The following is an 18,721-nucleotide window of genomic DNA, read 5'->3' as shown; positions in this document are numbered from 1 at the left end:
CAGCAGCAACAGCAGCAACAAAAGTCTCAGAGTGACGCTAAACAAGAGCAAGGGCAACAGTCACAAAACCAGCAAGAACCTGAAAATAAACAAGAAAATCAGAAAGCTGAGCGACAAAAAGCTAAACAAGAAGAAGAGAAACAAGGCGAGCAAAAAGGTGAACCTATGCAGGCTCAAGCTCAGCCAGAGAAAACGCCTCAGGACGATCCTGAGTTCCGTCGTTTAGAAGCGGTAGAAAGCGCGCGTGACCCTAGTTTCTTGATTCGAGCTCAAATGCAGCTTCAAGCTCAACAAAAACAACGTCCACAACAATCTAATAAGGAGTGGTAAGTCCATGATGAAAAAAGGCGCAAAACTGGTCTTTGTTCTGATGGCCAGCCTACTGACTAGCTTTTCGGTTTTTGCACAAACCCTACAAGCTAGTGTAAACAAAACTCAGGTGGCGAAGAACGAAGTGATCAACCTAAGGATCATGGCAGATACCGAGCTTGGCTCAGATGCGATTGACTTCGATGCATTGAAACAGGACTTCTTTTTAGGACAACCTCGCTACGGCCGTTCTAGTAACAACATTAACGGCCACAAAACCGTTCGCACAGAATGGAGCATCTCGATTGCACCGATGAAAGAAGGCGTCGTCACCATACCGAGCTTTTCTGCAGATGGGATGAAAACCGAGCCAATCAAGCTGCGTGTGACAAAAGACAAAGGTGAGCCGAATCTAGACGATTTGTTTAGCTTCAACATGAGCGTGGATAGCCATACTTTGTACCCGCAGCAGTCAGCGACACTTCGCATGCAGTTGGCGATCAAAGTCGACCCTCGTCGTTTGGATAACCCACAAGTCGTGCCGCCAAGCATTGATGGGATGAAAATTGAGCCAGCCAGTGACATGAAGCAGGCACAACGCATCATTGATGGCTTGGAAGTGACGGTCGTAGAGCAAGCTTTTCGCATTACAGCTGAGCAACCTGGCACCTACACGCTAAATGGTCCTAAATTGACGGGGTCTTACATCTATGGTGACAGCCTAACTGGCTCAACCAAGATCATGCCAATCAATACTAAAACTGAGCAAATGCCGATTACTGTAAAGCCGATTCCTAAAGACTTTAAAGGTAACTGGCTGCCAGCTTCTGCTTTAGAATTGACGCAAAGCTGGCAAGATGAGCAAGGCAATCCGCTATCAGCAAATGCTGTCAGCACAGTGAAACAAGGATCTTCAATTACTCGTACGATTCGTATTCGAGCTCGTGGTACACAAGCGGAATATCTACCTCGTATTGGTATTGTCTACCCAAGTACACTGCGTGTTTATCCTGAACAACCTCAGTTCGAGACATCGCGTGATGGCACTGTCACCATGACAGTGAAGCAGGTTTTGATTCCCACAGAAGCCGGGGATCTCACCCTGCCGGGCTACAGCCTAAATTGGTGGGACAGTAACCGTGACCAAGCGAGAAAAGCCGACATTTCAGCGTTAAAGCTAAAGGTAGAGAAAAGTGACAGTGGCTTAATCACGCTGCCAGAAAGTGCGTTACCAGCACAACCAGCGATAAAGCCTGCCCCTGTGGTTCAAGGTGGTGTGGATTCTATCTGGAAAACGCTGACATTCGTATTTGGTTTGCTGTGGCTTGTCTCATCAGCGATTGCGTTTGGACTTTGGAAGCAACGCGGATCGCCAAAGGCAGAAAAAGTTGAGACGTCGACTCACAGCTCATCATTGCAAGATCTAGAAAACATCATCAAACAAGGTGACAGCGTCAAGATTGAAAGAGCAGTTAACGACTACTTAAACACTCACCATCTCAGCAATGACTCTGAAGCAGTGAGAGCCGTGAAAGAAGAGCTGAATGTGATGAATCACTCTCGCTTTAGTTCAACTCAGCAGGAATGGCGACCTAATTCTCTGATCGCCAAGGTCAAACAACTGGCTAAAGAGAAGAAAAGCAAGCCTAGCCACCAGCTAGAAAAGCTCTAGTGAGTTCTTTCAATGCTAAGACGACAAATGGCAGCTCACATCGAGCTGCCATTTTTATTCTAATTACAATAAGTTATGAATCTGATTTAGAAACAGCAATACACTTGATAACAAGACAGGGCTTTCAATATGTACAGAAGCTACAATCAGGTTATTTTGCAGCAGCTGGTTCATAGCGAAATAGTACTAACTCGCACCGATTTGACTGGTCGCCTGCTCATCAACACCTTTTACACAATTTCGACCGTTATGCTTGGCCTCATACAAAGCTTGGTCCGCCAACTGATATAAACGATCAAAATTGAATTCTCGACATACGCTTTTTGAACAAGAATAACCTATAGAAACCGTCAAATACTCTCCTTCAGGATTGTGGGCATGACGAATGTTTTCATCTTCAATACACTTTCGAATACACTCAGCTCGATTAGCAACTCTTTCCGATCCTGCACCAACCATTAGTAAGACAAACTCCTCACCACCAATGCGACAAAATACTTCATCTTCATTGTGTGTGTGATGCTCGAGAATATTGCCAATTCGAATTAATGCTATATCGCCCTCTAGATGACCATAATGGTTATTAAACAAACCAAAATGGTCAATATCCAATAGAATGACACCAAAACTCATATACTCTTCGGTATCAACGGAACAGTATTTTTCCATAACATGCTCCAGCATCCTTCGGTTACCTAATCGAGTCAGGGGATCAAGTTTGGACAAAATCTCGAGCTGACGGTTCGCTTCCTCTAATTCTTTGGTTCTGTTTTTAACTTCTAGCTCTAGGTTCTCATTTAGCTCTCTAATCGCTTCTTGGGCTTGAGTACGTTGCAGTACTTCAGCAAGACTTGAGGCAAACATTCGGATAACTTCTCGAAGCTGTGAAGTCAATGGCGCCCGAGTAAGGAGGTTATCGACAGAAATAAAGGCTATCGGACCACTGCTATTCGAAGTCAGAACCGTCATTGCCGCCCAACCAAAGCCAACAATATTGCAGTCATGATAAATGGGAACAGACTCCTCAAAAGCAACTTCATTTGGCATCGATCGAGCGAGGTTAATCAACGAGAAATCTTGAGTTTCACCAAAAAAATAAGATTCATCGACCACATTACCTTGGATATCAGTTCCCCAAGTGCCCTGCATGTAAGAACAGCTTTCATCTGTTAAGAAAACTGCCATCCGATCAATACCTAGATTTTGAATGGCAAAAGTCACTGCAGATTTACACACATCACTGACCGTTGTGCAGCGAGACAGTTCTACCATGCTTGAATGCAGCATGCGGACGTTCTGCTCTTGACGCTTTCTAATGTAAATTTGAGAAAACAACGAACCAAAAGATTCAAGCATCTGTTTTTGATAGGCAGTAATGGGTTTGCGGTGAATAAAATTATCAAGAGCAAACCATCCAAAAGGCTCGTTTCCATCACGCAGGATAAGCATTGCATTCCAGCCTTGCCCAACCACTTTACCTGCCGTATATATTGGAGTGTCTTCCACGATGACTAGATTTCGCTCAGTACCTGATAGTGCAGCAATGTACTCTTCCCCCAACTGGTGAAGGTCATATTGAGTGTGAAATTCATCAACAGTTTTACAGTGCTCATTGGTACCATACGTACCACTAAAGCTGCGCTTTTTCATATCGAGCAACATCAAGGTTGAACGATCAAAACCTAACCTCACTCGAAGTGCTTCAACCGCTTTTAAGTAAAGTTCTTTCAGGGAATCTGGGTTAGAGATATCGAGTGCTACTTGCTGCACGAGCTTCATATTGTCAATAAATCGCTCGCGCTGATTTATCTCATCGACATATTGAGCTTCACGTATATCTCGATTTTTAACTTCTAACGATGCATTTTTCTCAGCCCGAATACACTGCCAGCGTGAAGCCGCGAGTTGCATGACATCATAACTTTCTTCGTAGATATTATGCGCAGTTCCAGACTTTACCCCTTGAATCAATAAGTAAGTTCGTTTTAGTGGCGCATTATCGAGCATCATTATGTAACTATCTCCACCGTGGTCTTCGACAAAAGACCAACTGCAAGTGTTAATAGCTAAAGGAATAAGACTCTCCGATGTATCAAACTGTTCGGCCCAAGTCCAAAAATCTGAAGGGTAGTTTGCAAGCGGACTGATTTCTCCTATCGAGAATCGAATATTATCCGATGGCTTTGTAAGCGGGTCGTCGAATATAACGATGGCCTGAGGAGAAATGAGGTTCTGTATGTATTCAAAAATGGCTTCAGCCAAAAGCCTGTGATCTCGCGTAGCAGAGACTTTTCTTATAAAACTTTTTAGATTCACCTTATCAACCCAGCCTGCTTACTTTTTTCTTTTCAACAAAAAACTAACCGTACGGTGATATGCAATCAATGGAGTCAAAGTTGAGCTGTTAAGTCTTTCGCAAAAAAAATGGACTTAATATCACAATCGAGAACCTTTCAACATTTTTAGACATATGTTTCATCTAGGTTACATAACGTGCAAGTTTTCATTTTATAAAACACTCTAGAAAACTCCATAAAAATAGCCTCAAAATCTAGCCAAAAATAAAAAAGCCCCTCTTAAAGAGGGGCAAAAGTACCATCGCTTATAGTTATTTTTTACATACCAGCATGGGTAATAAATTAACCAAAATCACCGTTTACATAACCTTGAGTGCGGTCGTCTTTTGGTTCACTAAAGATCACTTGAGTGTCATCGTGCTCAACCAGTTCACCCATTAGGAAAAATGCAGTGCGGTCTGAGATACGACGCGCCTGTTGCATTGAGTGAGTCACGATAACGATGGTGTAGTTCTTCTTCAGCTCTTCCATCAATTCTTCGATTTTGTGTGTTGCAATTGGGTCAAGTGCCGATGTAGGTTCATCCATCAGAATCACATCAGGTTCCATCGCAATGGTACGTGCGATACATAAACGTTGCTGTTGACCACCAGATAGACCAAATGCATGTGACTTAAGACGGTCTTTCACTTCGTCCCAAAGCGCTGCGCCGCGAAGTGAACTCTCAACCACTTCATCAATGTGCTTCTTATCTTTGATGCCTTGAGCGCGCAGACCGTAAGCCACGTTCTCGTAGATGCTCATCGGGAATGGGTTTGGCTTTTGGAATACCATGCCAACCTTGATGCGAAGGTCAGCAACGTCAATGTTGCCGTAAATGTCTTCGCCATCCATTGACAGCTTACCCGTGATCTTTACGCCTTCGATTAGATCATTCATGCGGTTCAAACAACGTAGTAGTGTTGATTTACCACAACCAGACGGGCCTATAAGCGCCGTCACTTGGCGAACTGGAATAGGCAGGTTGATTGATTTCAGTGCTTGGTTGTCACCGTAAAACAGGTCTAGGTTTTCAATATCAAACTTGTTCATTGTCTTAATCTCTTAAATCTTGAATTCGTGTCTTTTAACGTGCGTTCTTAATTCGTTTTGTTAGTAAGTTGCGGTGTTAAAACGTCGTGCAATCAGTTTTGTAAACATGTTGATTAGTAGAACAACAACAATCAGAACTGTCGCGGTACCGTAAGCCTGATTCCATTCTTCAATGGTAAACAGTTCGGTAGTCAGTTTGTATAGGTGAACGGTTAGCGTACGACCTGAATCCAATAAAGAATCTGGAATACGTGCAACCATACCTGCTGTCAGGAATACTGGAGCAGACTCACCAATGACACGACCAATACTTAGAATGACCGAGGTTAAGATACCTGGCATTGCGCTCGGAAGAATCAAACGCCAGATAGTGTAAATCTTAGATGCACCCAGGCCGTATGAGCCTTCACGGTACGTTTGTGGTACTGCCATCAACGCTTCTTCCGTAGTACGGATGATAACTGGCAGGATTAGGATACTTAGCGTCAATGCACCCGACAGAATCGAGAAGCCAAGGCCAAGAATCGCCACGAAGAAAGTCATACCGAACAGGCCGAAGATGATCGACGGGATACCTGCCAATGACTCAGTACAGAATCGGATGATTTTCACCAAACGACTGCCCACTTTCGCGTATTCAGTCAAGTAGATTGCCGTCATGATACCGAGTGGCGCTGCCACTGCGATAGATGCGATAACCATGTAAATAGTCGCCACAATCATTGGGAAGATACCGTGCTCTTCACCTGTGCGCGTGTAGTTATCAGTAATGAAGTTCCAATCTACGTGTTGTAGACCGTTTGATAGGATGTACCAGATAATCCAGAACAAGAAACCTACCGTCAGTGCTGCCGAGATCCAGACAAATGCGTTAAAGACATTATCTTTGAACTGGCGTGCTTTTTTCAGTTTTGCGCGATCCATAATAGTCACCTTTAACGAGCGATTACTTCGCTTTTTCTCGGTTTAGGTACAGTAGTACAGCGTTCAACGACATGATGAAGACCAGAAGTACCACACCTGTAGCGTAAAGTGCGTTCGCGTGAACACCACTTGCGTAAGACATTTCAATAGCGATGTTTGCGGTTAACGTACGAGCCGAATCAAGGATGCCTTCAGGCATTGCCGGTGCGTTACCCATTACCATGATGATCGCCATAGTCTCACCCAACGCACGACCGATACCCAGAATCACACCTGTCATGATGCCTGAGCGAGCCGCTGGAACGAGCAATTTAAAGATGGTGTAGATTTTCGATGCGCCCAGTGCCAAAGAACCTTCTTTGTACGTACGAGGAACAGCGCGGATAGAAGTTTCAGATACCGTAATTACCGTTGGTAGAATCATCACACCAAGAACAATGATACCGGCCAAGATAGTGTTACCTGCTGGTACATCAAATACGTTCTGAATCAATGGCACGATAATAACCAGACCAAAGAAACCGTAAACCACCGAAGGAATACCGGCTAGCAGCTCAACCGCAGGGCGGATGATGTCAGCTAAACGCTTTGGTGCGATTTCAGCGATGAAGATAGCGGTTAAGACACCAACTGGAACACCCACTAAAACAGCGCCTGCTGTCGAAACGATAGAAGCAACAATCATGGTTGCAACACCGTACAGTGCCGGTGGTAGCCAGTTTTGGCCTAGAACAATGCCCGAGACACCCGCTTCTTGGAATGCTGGGATACTCTCTCGAACGATGAAGTATGCGATTACTGCTAATGATACGATGCCGATTACAGCACTCGTTAGGAACAAGCCGTGGAAGATGCGCTCTTTCCAGTCAACGCGGCGTTTTTCGCGTAGGCCTGGCTTGCTGATCGCTTTAGCGTCAGTAGTCATAAGCTTTTCACTATTTGTTGCGATGGTCATAAAAATCTCACGGTTCTTGGCAATGGCGTCGAACACAATGGATAGAAAAGGCTCAGCCCGAAAAGGTGGGCTGAGCAAACTTTAGAGCCCCGATGGGATTAGTTAACTGAGATGTAGCCTTTTTGGTCAACTAGCGCTTGCGCTTCTTCAGTTAGCATCCAGTCTAGGAATTTTTGAGTTTCAGCTGATGGCTTGCCTTCCTTGTAAAGAACAAGGAATGGACGAGCAACTTTATAAGAACCGTTCTTCACGTTGTCTACAGAAGCTTGGATGCCATCAATTGGAAGAGCGTTTACAGAGCCATCGACTGTACCTAGAGAGATGTAGCCGATTGCGTATGGGTTAGAAGCAACCATTGTCTTCAATGCGCCGTTACCGTTAGCAACTTGAGCACGCTGAGAGATTGCCGATACTTTCTTACCAGAAATTTTCATTTTTAGCTTCATGATGTCTTCGAATGCACCACGAGTACCAGAAGCCGTATCACGAGTGATTGCAACGATTGGCTTGTCTGCACCGCCAACGTCTTTCCAGTTTGTTACTTCGCCTTTGTAGATTGCGGTAACTTGTTCAGCAGTTAGGCCAGAAAGCTTGTTTTTTGGGTTTACAACAACTGCGATACCGTCTAGAGCAACTGCTTCTTCTTTTAGCGTTGGCTCTTTTTCAGAATCTTTTAGGTTACGAGAAGACATACCTAGGTCAGCAGAACCGTTCTTCGCTGCTTTAACACCCGCTGATGAACCCGGGCCTTGAACTTCGATAAATACATTCGGGTTTGTCTTCATGTATGTTTCAGAGAAAACTTCCATCAGTGGAGTTACGCTGCTAGAACCCACTGCAGAGATAGTTTCTTTAGCAGAAACAGAAGTCACTGCCATTGCGCCTAGAAGTGCGATTGCACCGATTACTGTCTTTTTCATCACAATTTCCTTTAAGTGGCTTTATTGCCGTTGTGTTTCACTTGAACGGTGCTCACTTTAGAATTTGAATATGACAGTTGTGTTTCACTTAGTTGAAGCATCTATGACACGTTAAGTCATCTGCTTATTTTTACGCCTACTGGTTAAAAATAAAACTTTTCTAACTGGCTCACCTCTCATTCTATAAACTTGCTTCGTTTAACCAACACATATTTGATATATCTCATAACAATTTGACTACCATAACTGATTGAATTGACGGCTTTCTTCATTAAACTCATCAAGTTTAATTTATTAAAACGATAATTATTATTTGTCTATTGAGGGTCACACATGCGTCAATTACTCAGCGCGCTTTCCATCAAACAGCAAGTACTCACACCTGTTGTTTTCACAATCATATTGCTCGTTATTGGTCTAACAACCGGGATCAGTAAGCTTGAACACGCTTTTGATAAAGTCACATCATCAACCAATAACTTAATCGTTCATAAAGAAGAACTTAGTTCTATTGTGGATAATACTTATGCTATGCGTATTAAGGCGATCTACAGTTTATTCAGAGCGGATGATCTAAAAACATTGAATCAAGATCTCGCCCAACGTCAGAATCAGAACGAACTATTTTTGAACTCGATCAGCCAACTAAGCGGCATCAAAGATGACGTTAAAGCCATGAAAAAAGCGATGAATCATTACGTTGACTTTACCCGCAACACCATGACTCCTCTGCTACAAACAAAGCACAATGCTAGCTACGCACCACCGAATTTTGATCAGGAATATAATAACGCAATGGCAGCCTATCGTGTTGCTGGCGATGCGATGATTGGTGCGATCGATAACTTGTCCCAAAAGCTCAATCTAATCGTCTCTCAAGAAGTTGAGCTTAACGGTCAAATGCACTCATCTACGCTAAATTTGAGCATCGTGGCGCTCGCGATCATTCTGATTGCTGCATCTGTAATCAGTTGGTTACTTGCAAACGCCATTGTTTCACCTATCCGTCGTCTTCAGCAAACCATGAAGGAGGTTGCAAAAGGCAATTTACAGGTAGAAGCAGAAGAGGTAGGCAAAAATGAAGTGTCACAACTGGCACATGACGTAAACCAAACTATCCAACAACTTCGTGGCACAGTTGGTTCACTAGTTAGAATCAGTGAGGATGTCGCATCAGCATCTACCGAACTTGCAACCGTAATGACGCAAAGCAGTGCTAACTCAGATCAAGAGAAACTAGAAGTCGAGCAAGTCGCTTCAGCAGTCAATCAGTTAGAATCAACTGCTGCAGAGGTGTCATCGAACGCTCAGCAAGCTGACAATGCCGCTGTCGAAGCAAGTGATATCACAGCTAAAAGCTTATCTATGTTTGCAGAGAGTACTCAAGCTAGTGAAAAAATGGCGCAACAACTTAACGATGCAGCCACCGTTGTGACCTCACTCAAAGACCAATCAGAACAAATTGGCAAAGTAATTGAAGTCATTGAAAGTATCTCTGAACAAACCAACCTACTAGCGTTAAACGCAGCAATTGAAGCTGCTCGTGCAGGTGAGAGCGGTCGTGGATTTGCGGTTGTTGCCGACGAAGTTCGAATGCTTGCGGCAAGAACGCAAGAGTCGACCAAAGAGATCCAAGTAATAATTGAGGAGCTGCAGCAACAGTCGGGACAAGCGAACGAGAGCATGAACTCAAGCCTTGAGCTACTGAACGATAATCAAGTGCTAGCAAGTTCAGTAAATCAGTCGCTAAACGACATTCAGCATGCTATTGAAAACCTGAACGGAATTAATACGCAAGTAGCTACGGCATCTGAAGAGCAAAAACAAGTCACGTCAGACATTAACAATAACCTGAGCACCATCTATGAATTAGTGAGTCAGAACGTCACTGGCATCACTCAATCTGCCGCTGCAGCGCAGGAGTTGTCAGGCTTGGCTGAAAATCAAAAGCACCAACTTAAGCAGTTCCAAGTTTAAACATTCTGCTCAACACAATACATTCAAAAAAGAAAAGCTCCGCATCTGCGGAGCTTTTTGATAACAGGACTAGGTAATCAATCACGTGATTATTATTCGTCAGTCACCAACAGAACTGAGAAAGTGTTAGTTGGCTCTGCTGGGTTCCAGTTGTAAACCTCACCATTGAATGAATCAAACACCATCACATTTGAACCATCTCCGTTTGGCGTATTACTCCAGATATAAGCAGCGTAATCCCCCACCTCTACCGTGTAGCCACTTGCAAATGCGGTGCCATTCATAGCGGGGCTATGACAAGCACGCTCTGTCAGTGCCACCAACTCTTTAATGTTTGGTAAGCGCCAGTTTTGCTTACCCGCAAAGCCATGCAACACGTGATTACCCGATTCATTACGAATTTGGTCAGCTGTCATTAGTGCAAGTTGCCAAGTCATTTTGGTCGCATCACCATCACAAGCTTCGTTTGCTGCGTTCCAGGTGGTACCTACAGGACAGCGCATCCAAGCAAGCCCTGTCTTAAGGTCAGTCACAGTGCCGTTATCAGAGTATGTATAACGAGAGTTTGGTGCAGTTTTGCCGAAGTCAGTTGAACACTCTTGTGCAGCCATCGCCACTTGAGAAGCCAAAACAAGAGATAGCGCGGTCATTAATTTCTTCATCTTATTGGCCCTTTACTGCTACTAGACGGATTGGGAATTGGTATGACGTGCCTGTGTCACGCTCCACCTTGTCTGAATAAATTTCAACAAAGCTAACGTAGCCACGGTCAGCGCCTTTAGTTGCAACTACTGCAAACTGAAGCGCACCTTCGTAGTTAAAACTAGAGTAATTGTTAAATGTGAAATCACTTAGCCAAATAGCACCTGATTCAACATCTGGGCTGCCCTTGCCCTGTTGAGGGAAGTAAGCTGTCGTCATACCATAGACATTGCCTTTGGCATCTTTCTCTGTCTCACCTAAGTCGAGAACATCATAGAACTCTTGGTATGTTGGTAGGCGCCAGTCACTAATACCACATAGAGATTGCTTGTTGATATGTTCAACATATTGGCTTGTTGAACAGATATCATCAGCTGCATCCACACAACCAACTACATCCAGATCTTCGTAGTATGGTTTGAATGTTGCTGATTCAAACACAAATGTACGATCTTTAAATTGAACTGAACTCGAGTCTGCACTCTTATTTTCCCAAATAAGGCCAGTACGCTCATCCATAGTACAAGCCCACTCAGTCGCATCTGCAGCTAAAGCAGCACCTTGTGCATCTAGCTTAACGAACTTAAAGCCAGCGCCTGTAGACCTTTGTTTGTCCTCTTTGTCGAAACCGTATTCCGCATCTTGACCTGGGTAAGACGTTTGCACTTCTGCTACATCTGTATCGCCATCTGCAAAGTGAAGCACTACACCAGTATCGTTGCTGCCGACAGTTTGTTCAGCAACCACTGCAATCTCTTCAGCAAATGCACTCACTTCCGCTTCAGACAGAAGATCAGAGGCCAACGATTTACCTTGGAAGCTAAGGCTTTGAGCAAGAAGCGCTACGCCTTTGGTCATTTGTTGTGGTTGCATCGCAGCTAATAGCGCAACCGTGTTTTGCTCTAGCTTGTCTAGCTCGCTGGCTTGTACGTTAGACATCACCGTACCAGACAGAGAAACGCCGGCATCGGTGAGTTGCGCTTTCACGATCTCTTCAGCTTGAGTAACGGTTTTACCGTCAACCACAAGACCTGCGAGCAACGTTGTTACACCATTGACAGTGTTGCCCGTTGCTAAGTTTTGACCCGGAGCAGCAATTCGTAATGTTTGATTTGAACCTTGTTCAACTTGAGCAAGAATAGTGCTGGTTAATACATTTTTATCGCTTGACGTTAGGCTAAATTTGCCGGCGTTATCCGTCTTAGCACTTGGCTCATTCGTATCACAAACGTAGTTTTGGTTTAAATCGATACATACTGGCGTATCAAGAAGTGTACCTGCGGAAACGACGGTGCCAGCCACATCATATGTCGGTGCCGATGTGTCGCCACCAGAACCACCGCCACAACCAGCAAGGGCTAGTGACATAGCAACGAAAGAATATTGAAACTTCATAGATTTTATCTTCTTTTGATTTTGATTAACGAGAGCGAATCACTCTCACCATTGAAAGCAGAAGCAGCCCTAGCAAGGCTAAAGGTGAACCACTACCACCCGAACCACCACTACTGCTTCCTTTAGTGGTATCAGCACTACACTGATACTGAGCGAAGTGACTCACACCCCACTCCTTCAATACACCGGAGTTCCCTGACACGCGGTCAGACACTTCAAGACGCCAAGTACCCCAACTCGGTTGACCGACAAGAGCTTGTAACTCCTCATCATACTGAGCTGTAAAGTAACCTTTAAATCCATTGGTATTGCTTGATTGATGGTTGAGTAGCACCACTGATTTACCTTGCGGAGAGATAAGCGCTACTTGCAAATCCTGCAATGAGTCATGTTCGATGTTCAGGTAAACCGCAAACGAATCATTAATCGTATATGACTTGTCTGATAGCGTTTGAGCAAACAGTCTGTCGCCTTGCTCCGGTAGCACGGTATTCACTGATTGAGGTTGAATGTCTAGCTTTGGCGTACCGTTAACTAACTTCACATTTTCTTCCCACTGGCGCGCTTTCAAACCTTCACTAAATTGGTAATCCAATGAAATAGAAGAGTCGAACTGCGTGCCACACGTCAGACCGCTTGGTAACGCCATCTTCATTGAGGTCGAGTCAGAAAGCGTTTCATCAAAATCGAAAACGGATGCGTTATTTAGCTGCCATTGCCCTTTAATGCTTGCTTCGCGGCCAGTTTGGCTCAGGTTAACTCCCACATTTTGGTCTTGTGCGATGTATCGAGCGTCATAGCGAACACGAAATGGTGCCTTGAGCAAGTTGTGTTTGTTGAAGCTGTTCATCAGGAACTGGGCATAGTCTTTCTCAGGGAACAAGGTGCTTGCAGCAAACACTGTCGATTCCGCAAGGTCATGCATTTTCACGCCGCGACCAATGCCATACATGCCTTCAAGAACAATGGCGTCAAACTCACGGAACACGTTATCGGTATCATCACCGTATCGCTCAACCGATGCTTTAAGTGCTTGGAACAGTGGCGTTGACCATAGCTCGTCGCCTAGTTCACCGCCCACACTAACGTGCGCTGGATACTCTGAGCCCTCGAAGTAACGCGCTCTTTGGTTCCATAAGCTACGAGTTGTTTTGCGTGTTCCGAACACACCGTCCCAGTTGAACACCGTATCTAACTCGAATTCTTGACCACGACGCGAAGCATCCAAATATTGAGTGCGATAGCTCGCGCTGCCCGCCCAGTAATCAGCAAAACCTTCTGCGATAGCACCAGTGTGACCGTACGCCCAATCCGGTACGATTTGGTAATGAATGCCATGCCCAAGCTCGTGTATCACGACATCAGCATCGACTGCATCCGGAGAAACACCACCGACACCCAGCATGAGTGCTTTCGGACCGTAATAGTAAGTAGAGTTATCTTTTGATAAACCGCGAGCATCAAAACGAAGCGGTTCATCAAACAAGTCGTAAGTCAGGCTTGTCAGATATTGGATCGAGCTATCAAGATGATAAAAAGCCATCAACTGTGGGAACGCATTGTCACCAAACTCGGTGCTTTGCATCTCATCAACACTGTCAAATGCTTGAACCCCTTCTGCGCTGAGGAAGTCCAACGTATCAAGTACAGGCGATTCACCAGGTGCTGGGGCTGCAAATAAGCCCGTCGCATCCACTTGCTTCAATCTTGGGTTAGAGAGATAGAACTTACCGCCGGACTTTAAAACCTCAATCGACTTGGTGACGTACTCGATCGGCTGAGGGTAATCGGATAGTGCTGACCACGTCGATTCTGGTGCCGCTTGCTGTTGCATGGTGCGAAGATCTGGGTTGAATAAAGAAACCTCAACATCAACCAGACTTCCAGAGCTCAAAGCTGGTGGCTCTTGTGCTTGCAGTTGGCGAGGCGATTCCAATTCCATTGCAACCGTTGGTTTACCGTTGCGAATGATCGTATCGTCAAGGCTCTTAAACACTCGCACAACGTGATGATTTTTATCGGTTGTTACTACGAGGGCACGCTGTGCTTGATATTCACCGTTTACCCAAACATCAAAATTGTAATGCTCACCAAGCTGAGACTGTGTTTTATAGCGAAACTTAAACTCACCCGCTTGTGCGTAATGATTGTCTAGATAAATTTTCGCCTGTGCTTCATTACTCACCACAGAGTCCACTGAGGGGTAATCCCACTCAGCAGCCTGCACCACTGGGGCACAGGCAAAAAGCAGCGAAAGCGCTAATGGTTTTAACTTCATAATTTCATCCTAGAATTCGTATTTCGCATTCAACGTGAAGTAGCGCCCTGGCTCGGTTGAGTAATGCTTACTTTCTTCAGCAATACCTGCCACGTCTTGGTAACGGATGTACTCTTTATTGAACAGGTTGACGATGTTCGCGCTTACGCGAAGGTCTTTGGAAACGTGGTAAGTGGCACCAATATCAAACGTATTCCACGCACTTGTCTGGGCACACTCTGTACCAAGACCTAATATGGTCTGACATTCAGGAACGCGATCCATTGCCGCAGCCCAGTTCCAAGTCACGTAAGTACTAAAGTCTTGGTTGGCGTATTTCAATTGAGCGTTACCTTCGAATGGCGTGATACTGCGGACGTATTCACCTTCCGCATCTTTACCATCTACGTAGCCAAGCTTGGTGCTGATGTCCCATTGCTTAGTGAGTGCATAACCAGCGGAGAGCTCTGCGCCATATGTCTCTACGCCATCAAGATTTTGGTACTGCTTGATGTAATTCCCGGTGCTTGAATCAAAGCCAGTGGTCACAACATCGATGAAGTTTTCAAACTTGTTGTAGAACACAGAGGCATAAACATACGCACGACCGTTATCGAACTTGTTACCAATTTCAAATGAGTCCGACGTTTCCGCTTCTAGGTCTAAGTTCGGTGCAATAACAAAAGGCGTTAGCGGTACGAAATCATGGTTCACGAAACCGTACGCTTTGTCGTATTCTGGTGCGCGGTAACCGTGGTTGTAAGAAACGTAAGCGATGTTGTTTGCGAACACTTCACGAGAAACCGACAAACTTGGTGACAATTCTGAACTATTAAGGTCTTTTAGAGGAAAGCCGCCGACTTGCCCCTCACCGTCCGGTGTTAGACGGTGCGCATCAAAGCGCAGACCGCCCGTGATGGTCCATTTGTCCAGTTCCACCATGTCTCTAACGTACAAACCAATGTTATAAGCACGAGCAGGAGCGAAAGGTTGCTTGGTCGAAGGCGTCACCCCATTCCAATCAATCTTGGAATCGCTATCCGTTCGCTCATAGTAGTCGGTAGAAAGCTCGACGCCATATGCCAATTGATGCTCCGCATTGGCTGCGTAAAATGTATTGGTGAAATCGCCACGGAAACCAATTGTTTCGTCAATAAAGACTTTGTGTTCCAGTTCGCGACGTTTGGTGATCAAACCATTATGATCGACTTGGCGCATCAAGCGGTTGGTGTCTTCTACTACTTCGGTGTGACGCCAATATACTTTGGTATCCAACTCTTCAAACCAAGTTGGGTTAATCGGTGTTACTTCTGCACCAATGTAAGCACTGTACTCTTCTGTGGTTTCATCCTCAGCAAAGTCTTCGATATGCCATATACCATCTGGTTGGATAGAAGGAGAACCTTCCAAACGCTCTTGGTTCTGTGTGTAAAGTTCTGCTTTTGCTTTGAGCATGAACTCTTCACTGAAAAAGTGATTAAGAGTGTAGGAGGCGCTGTAACCATCAAGGTCACGGTCATATAAGTCTTCATCAAAGTTGCGCGTTTCTTGGCCTTGCCAGTAAGAAGCGTTGAACAAACTCTCTGTATCACCGGAGCGAAAAGCTAGGTTGCTCGTGCCCTTGTATTTATTACTGATGTCAGTGTATGTACCAGAAACATCAGTATAAAAATCTTTGTCTTTTAAGAAGTCACCCGGCTGGCTTGATTCCAAAATCACTACCCCACCGATAGCACCAGAGCCGTGAACAGAAGAGCTTGCACCTTTGATGATCTGTAGTGATTCAAAATTAGATAAATCGAAGGTATCTCGCCCAACAGCATCATTAATGTCATTCGCGCCAAAGCCATCTGCAGAACGAATACCGTCACGAACGATAACTATTCGATTGCCAGTCATACCGCGGATAGTAATGTTTTGAGGGCGACCAGCACCACCAGTTACGCTTACACCAGGCTCATTACGCAGCACATCGTAGAGCTCTGTTTCACCACGCTCTTCGACTTGCTCGTTCGTAATTACCGCTACACTACCTGCTACTTTTGACAATGGCTGATCGATTTTATTGGCGGTTACGACCACCTCTTCCATTGAGAAAACCTTAGATTCGGCGTGTACTTGACTGGCAGCAAGTACCGAAAGTACTGCCGCTGACACTGGGGTAAGCTTCATTTACTGCTCCGCTTTAGATGTTTTAATGAGTGATAATAGAAATGCATATTCCTTTGCTTGTTGCTCTCTTGCCTGCCTTGGGTCCATGCGGTGGCCAGAGTTAAAGTCCGTTTGCAACAAATAAGGACCTGTCGATTCACTGGTCGACGAAACTTGAGCAAGGTACTTTGCACCTTCCCAATAAGGTACGCGTTGATCGTTCAATCCGACTTGAACCAACATGGGTGGGTAATCGCCTTTGTGGATATTGAGAATAGGATCATAAGCTTGCATAGCTTTGAGTTGTTCTGGGAGAGTCGGATTCCCCCATTCCCCGTATTGCTGCGCAGTTAGCGGTAGTGACGTATCTGACATACTGGCAACGACATCCACAAACGGAACCTTCATCACCACGCCAGCAAACAAGTCTGGGTCTTGATTGATAGAGCCAGCAACCAAAGTACCACCAGCGCTAGAGCCAATCGCGTAGACATCACGTTCACCACCATCAAAGTGTTTGAGTGCTTGTGCCGCAGCCGTGAAATCACTGATGGAGTTAGCTTTAAAAACACCTCGACCTTGATCGTGCCAGTCAGCACCAAAGAAACCGCCACCACGAACATGCGCTATCGCGTAGATAACACCATGGTCAAGTAAGCTCACGGTTTGAGGCATGAAGTAAGGCTTCATGGTAAAGCCATAAGCACCATAGCCGTACAGAACGACAGGAGCGTTATCACTCAGTTTGTCTTTACGGTACGCAAGAGACACTGGTACTTGAACACCATGGCTTTCAACCATAATGCGCTTAGAAACATAATCTTGGCTGGAAAAACCTTGGTAAACGTCTTGAGATAAGCTGGTCTTCGTTAGTGTTTTTACATCAAACTCTTCCCACAATGGCGGTGTAGTCATCGACATACTGCGAATACGGATTTTGTTAGAGCGGTAGTCTCCAAGTGTACTTAACCAAGCAACGCGACCTTCAGACTCTAGAGGGATCGCTTTCTTCGCCTTCCCATCATAAGAATACACTGAGATTATCGAGCTGTTGCCTTGCTTGCTTAATGCCACAAGTCCCGCGTCATACAAGTAAAATTGCTCAACTCCGTCTTCTGATTCTAAGAAAGGCTTCCAATCAGACTCCGCAGTGTTCGCATCTTGCTCAGACATCTCGGTTCCAAACAGGTTAAACCGGCCATTATGATTACTGTTGATGAAGACTCTGCCTCGAGCAACATCCGCATAATACTCCACACCGGATTCTGGTTTACGTAACGAAGCCGTTAGCTCTCCAGAATCAAGGTTCAGGATCTTTTGCTCGGTGGTCGATTCATTGTTGCTTTGCACAAGAGCGAAACGAGCATCGGCTGCTGGATAGAAAGACATGAGCCAATCAGTCTTTTCCTCTTGCCAAATTATTTTCTGCTCATTGGTCTGAGTGTTGATTCGCACGACTTGGTAAGGACGTTGTGTTTTTGCTTCCTTTGATACAACGAAAGCAAACTTGCCATTTGGTGAGAGCAGAACCCCATTATCTACGTTGTTGATCAGATCAAGCGCTTTGCCATGCTTAAGGTCTACCAACACTGCACGGTATTGCTCGCTGCCATCAATGTCTTCAGTAAACAGTAACGAATTAGCTTGAACATGCCATTGACCAATTTGGAAATACTGATGCTCTGCTTGGCGCAAGGAGAAATCATAAACCACATTCTCTTGCGTATTTTTATCTGCTCGTGACAGCAAAGCGAAGTTGCCCTGTCGACGTGCTAGGTTCCATTCTTGTCCATTTTTAATCACCCAAGGCTTATCACCTTTCTCACCCGACATGGTTTCCCATTGAACAAGTAAGCTTTCAGTGATGGTTGCATAACTCTGCTGAAACTCTTCTGTCTTTTGGTTTTGTTGTTTGAGGTAAGAAAGGACTCGCTCATCTTGTCTGGAATCGTCTCTCAGCCAATCAAAGTTATCCGCGGCCACACTGGGCAAAGAGGTCACCAAGAGCCCCAAAAAAACATGACAGAATTTCATATAAATGACACAACTATTTATAGGATTAATGTTATT

Annotated in this window: 12 protein-coding genes and 1 pseudogene; 3 read left to right on the top strand and 10 right to left on the bottom strand. The window is 45.0% G+C overall.

What is annotated here, in order from left to right; translation table 11 throughout:
• Positions 1-330 (top strand): annotated as a pseudogene (locus KIV41_RS20315) (hypothetical protein); the annotation flags it as partial.
• A 4-nt stretch (positions 331-334) separates the two neighbouring features.
• Complete coding sequence (locus KIV41_RS20310; protein WP_045391106.1) at positions 335-1,981, top strand: BatD family protein; 1,647 nt, start codon at positions 335-337, stop codon at positions 1,979-1,981.
• 186 nt (positions 1,982-2,167) lie between these two features.
• Here the strand turns inward: KIV41_RS20310 and KIV41_RS20305 are convergent, their stop codons facing one another.
• The 5 genes from KIV41_RS20305 to KIV41_RS20285 form a co-directional block, all read right to left on the bottom strand.
• Entirely contained in the window at positions 2,168-4,243 is a 2,076-nt protein-coding gene (locus KIV41_RS20305; protein WP_045391103.1) for a GGDEF domain-containing protein, read from the bottom strand.
• 377 nt (positions 4,244-4,620) lie between these two features.
• Positions 4,621-5,370 carry a phosphate ABC transporter ATP-binding protein PstB gene (gene pstB, locus KIV41_RS20300; RefSeq protein WP_010451074.1) on the bottom strand — a complete coding sequence of 250 codons (750 nt, stop codon included), beginning with the start codon at positions 5,368-5,370 and terminating at the stop codon, positions 4,621-4,623.
• 60 nt (positions 5,371-5,430) lie between these two features.
• Positions 5,431-6,294 (bottom strand): phosphate ABC transporter permease PstA, encoded by an 864-nt coding sequence (gene pstA / locus KIV41_RS20295; protein ID WP_005441059.1) that lies wholly within the window; start codon positions 6,292-6,294, stop codon positions 5,431-5,433.
• Between the two features lie 22 nt (positions 6,295-6,316).
• The gene (gene pstC / locus KIV41_RS20290; protein WP_009704934.1) at positions 6,317-7,249 is read right to left on the bottom strand and encodes a phosphate ABC transporter permease subunit PstC; all 933 of its coding nucleotides are present in this window, start codon (positions 7,247-7,249) and stop codon (positions 6,317-6,319) included.
• A 98-nt stretch (positions 7,250-7,347) separates the two neighbouring features.
• Positions 7,348-8,169 carry a phosphate ABC transporter substrate-binding protein gene (locus tag KIV41_RS20285; protein WP_285337572.1) on the bottom strand — a complete coding sequence of 274 codons (822 nt, stop codon included), beginning with the start codon at positions 8,167-8,169 and terminating at the stop codon, positions 7,348-7,350.
• A gap of 333 nt (positions 8,170-8,502) precedes the next feature.
• On the opposite strand from KIV41_RS20285, the gene KIV41_RS20280 reads away from it, so the two are divergent.
• Positions 8,503-10,146, top strand: a complete 1,644-nt coding sequence (locus KIV41_RS20280) for a methyl-accepting chemotaxis protein (RefSeq protein WP_285337571.1) — start codon at positions 8,503-8,505, stop codon at positions 10,144-10,146.
• 92 nt (positions 10,147-10,238) lie between these two features.
• On the opposite strand, the gene KIV41_RS20275 is transcribed toward KIV41_RS20280, so the two are convergent.
• The 5 genes from KIV41_RS20275 to KIV41_RS20255 are packed head-to-tail and all read right to left on the bottom strand — an operon-like array spanning position 10,239 to position 18,685.
• On the bottom strand, positions 10,239-10,808 hold the full coding sequence (locus tag KIV41_RS20275) for a DUF1566 domain-containing protein (RefSeq protein WP_045391094.1): 570 nt from the start codon (positions 10,806-10,808) through the stop codon (positions 10,239-10,241).
• Position 10,809: 1 nt separating this feature from the next.
• Complete coding sequence (locus tag KIV41_RS20270) at positions 10,810-12,243, bottom strand: DUF1566 domain-containing protein (protein WP_285337570.1); 1,434 nt, start codon at positions 12,241-12,243, stop codon at positions 10,810-10,812.
• A 25-nt stretch (positions 12,244-12,268) separates the two neighbouring features.
• Positions 12,269-14,521, bottom strand: coding sequence for a proprotein convertase P-domain-containing protein (locus KIV41_RS20265; RefSeq protein WP_285337569.1), 2,253 nt, complete (start codon positions 14,519-14,521; stop codon positions 12,269-12,271).
• Between the two features lie 9 nt (positions 14,522-14,530).
• On the bottom strand, positions 14,531-16,672 hold the full coding sequence (locus KIV41_RS20260) for a TonB-dependent hemoglobin/transferrin/lactoferrin family receptor (protein WP_285337568.1): 2,142 nt from the start codon (positions 16,670-16,672) through the stop codon (positions 14,531-14,533).
• On the bottom strand, positions 16,673-18,685 hold the full coding sequence (locus tag KIV41_RS20255; protein WP_285337567.1) for a prolyl oligopeptidase family serine peptidase: 2,013 nt from the start codon (positions 18,683-18,685) through the stop codon (positions 16,673-16,675).
• Between the last annotated feature and the right edge of the window lie 36 nt (positions 18,686-18,721).

Source organism: Vibrio sp. D401a (genome assembly GCF_030248515.1).
Classification (GTDB): domain Bacteria; phylum Pseudomonadota; class Gammaproteobacteria; order Enterobacterales; family Vibrionaceae; genus Vibrio; species Vibrio rotiferianus.
The sequence above is the reverse complement of the archived record's forward strand: the minus strand, read 5'-3'. Positions and strand labels throughout refer to the sequence as shown.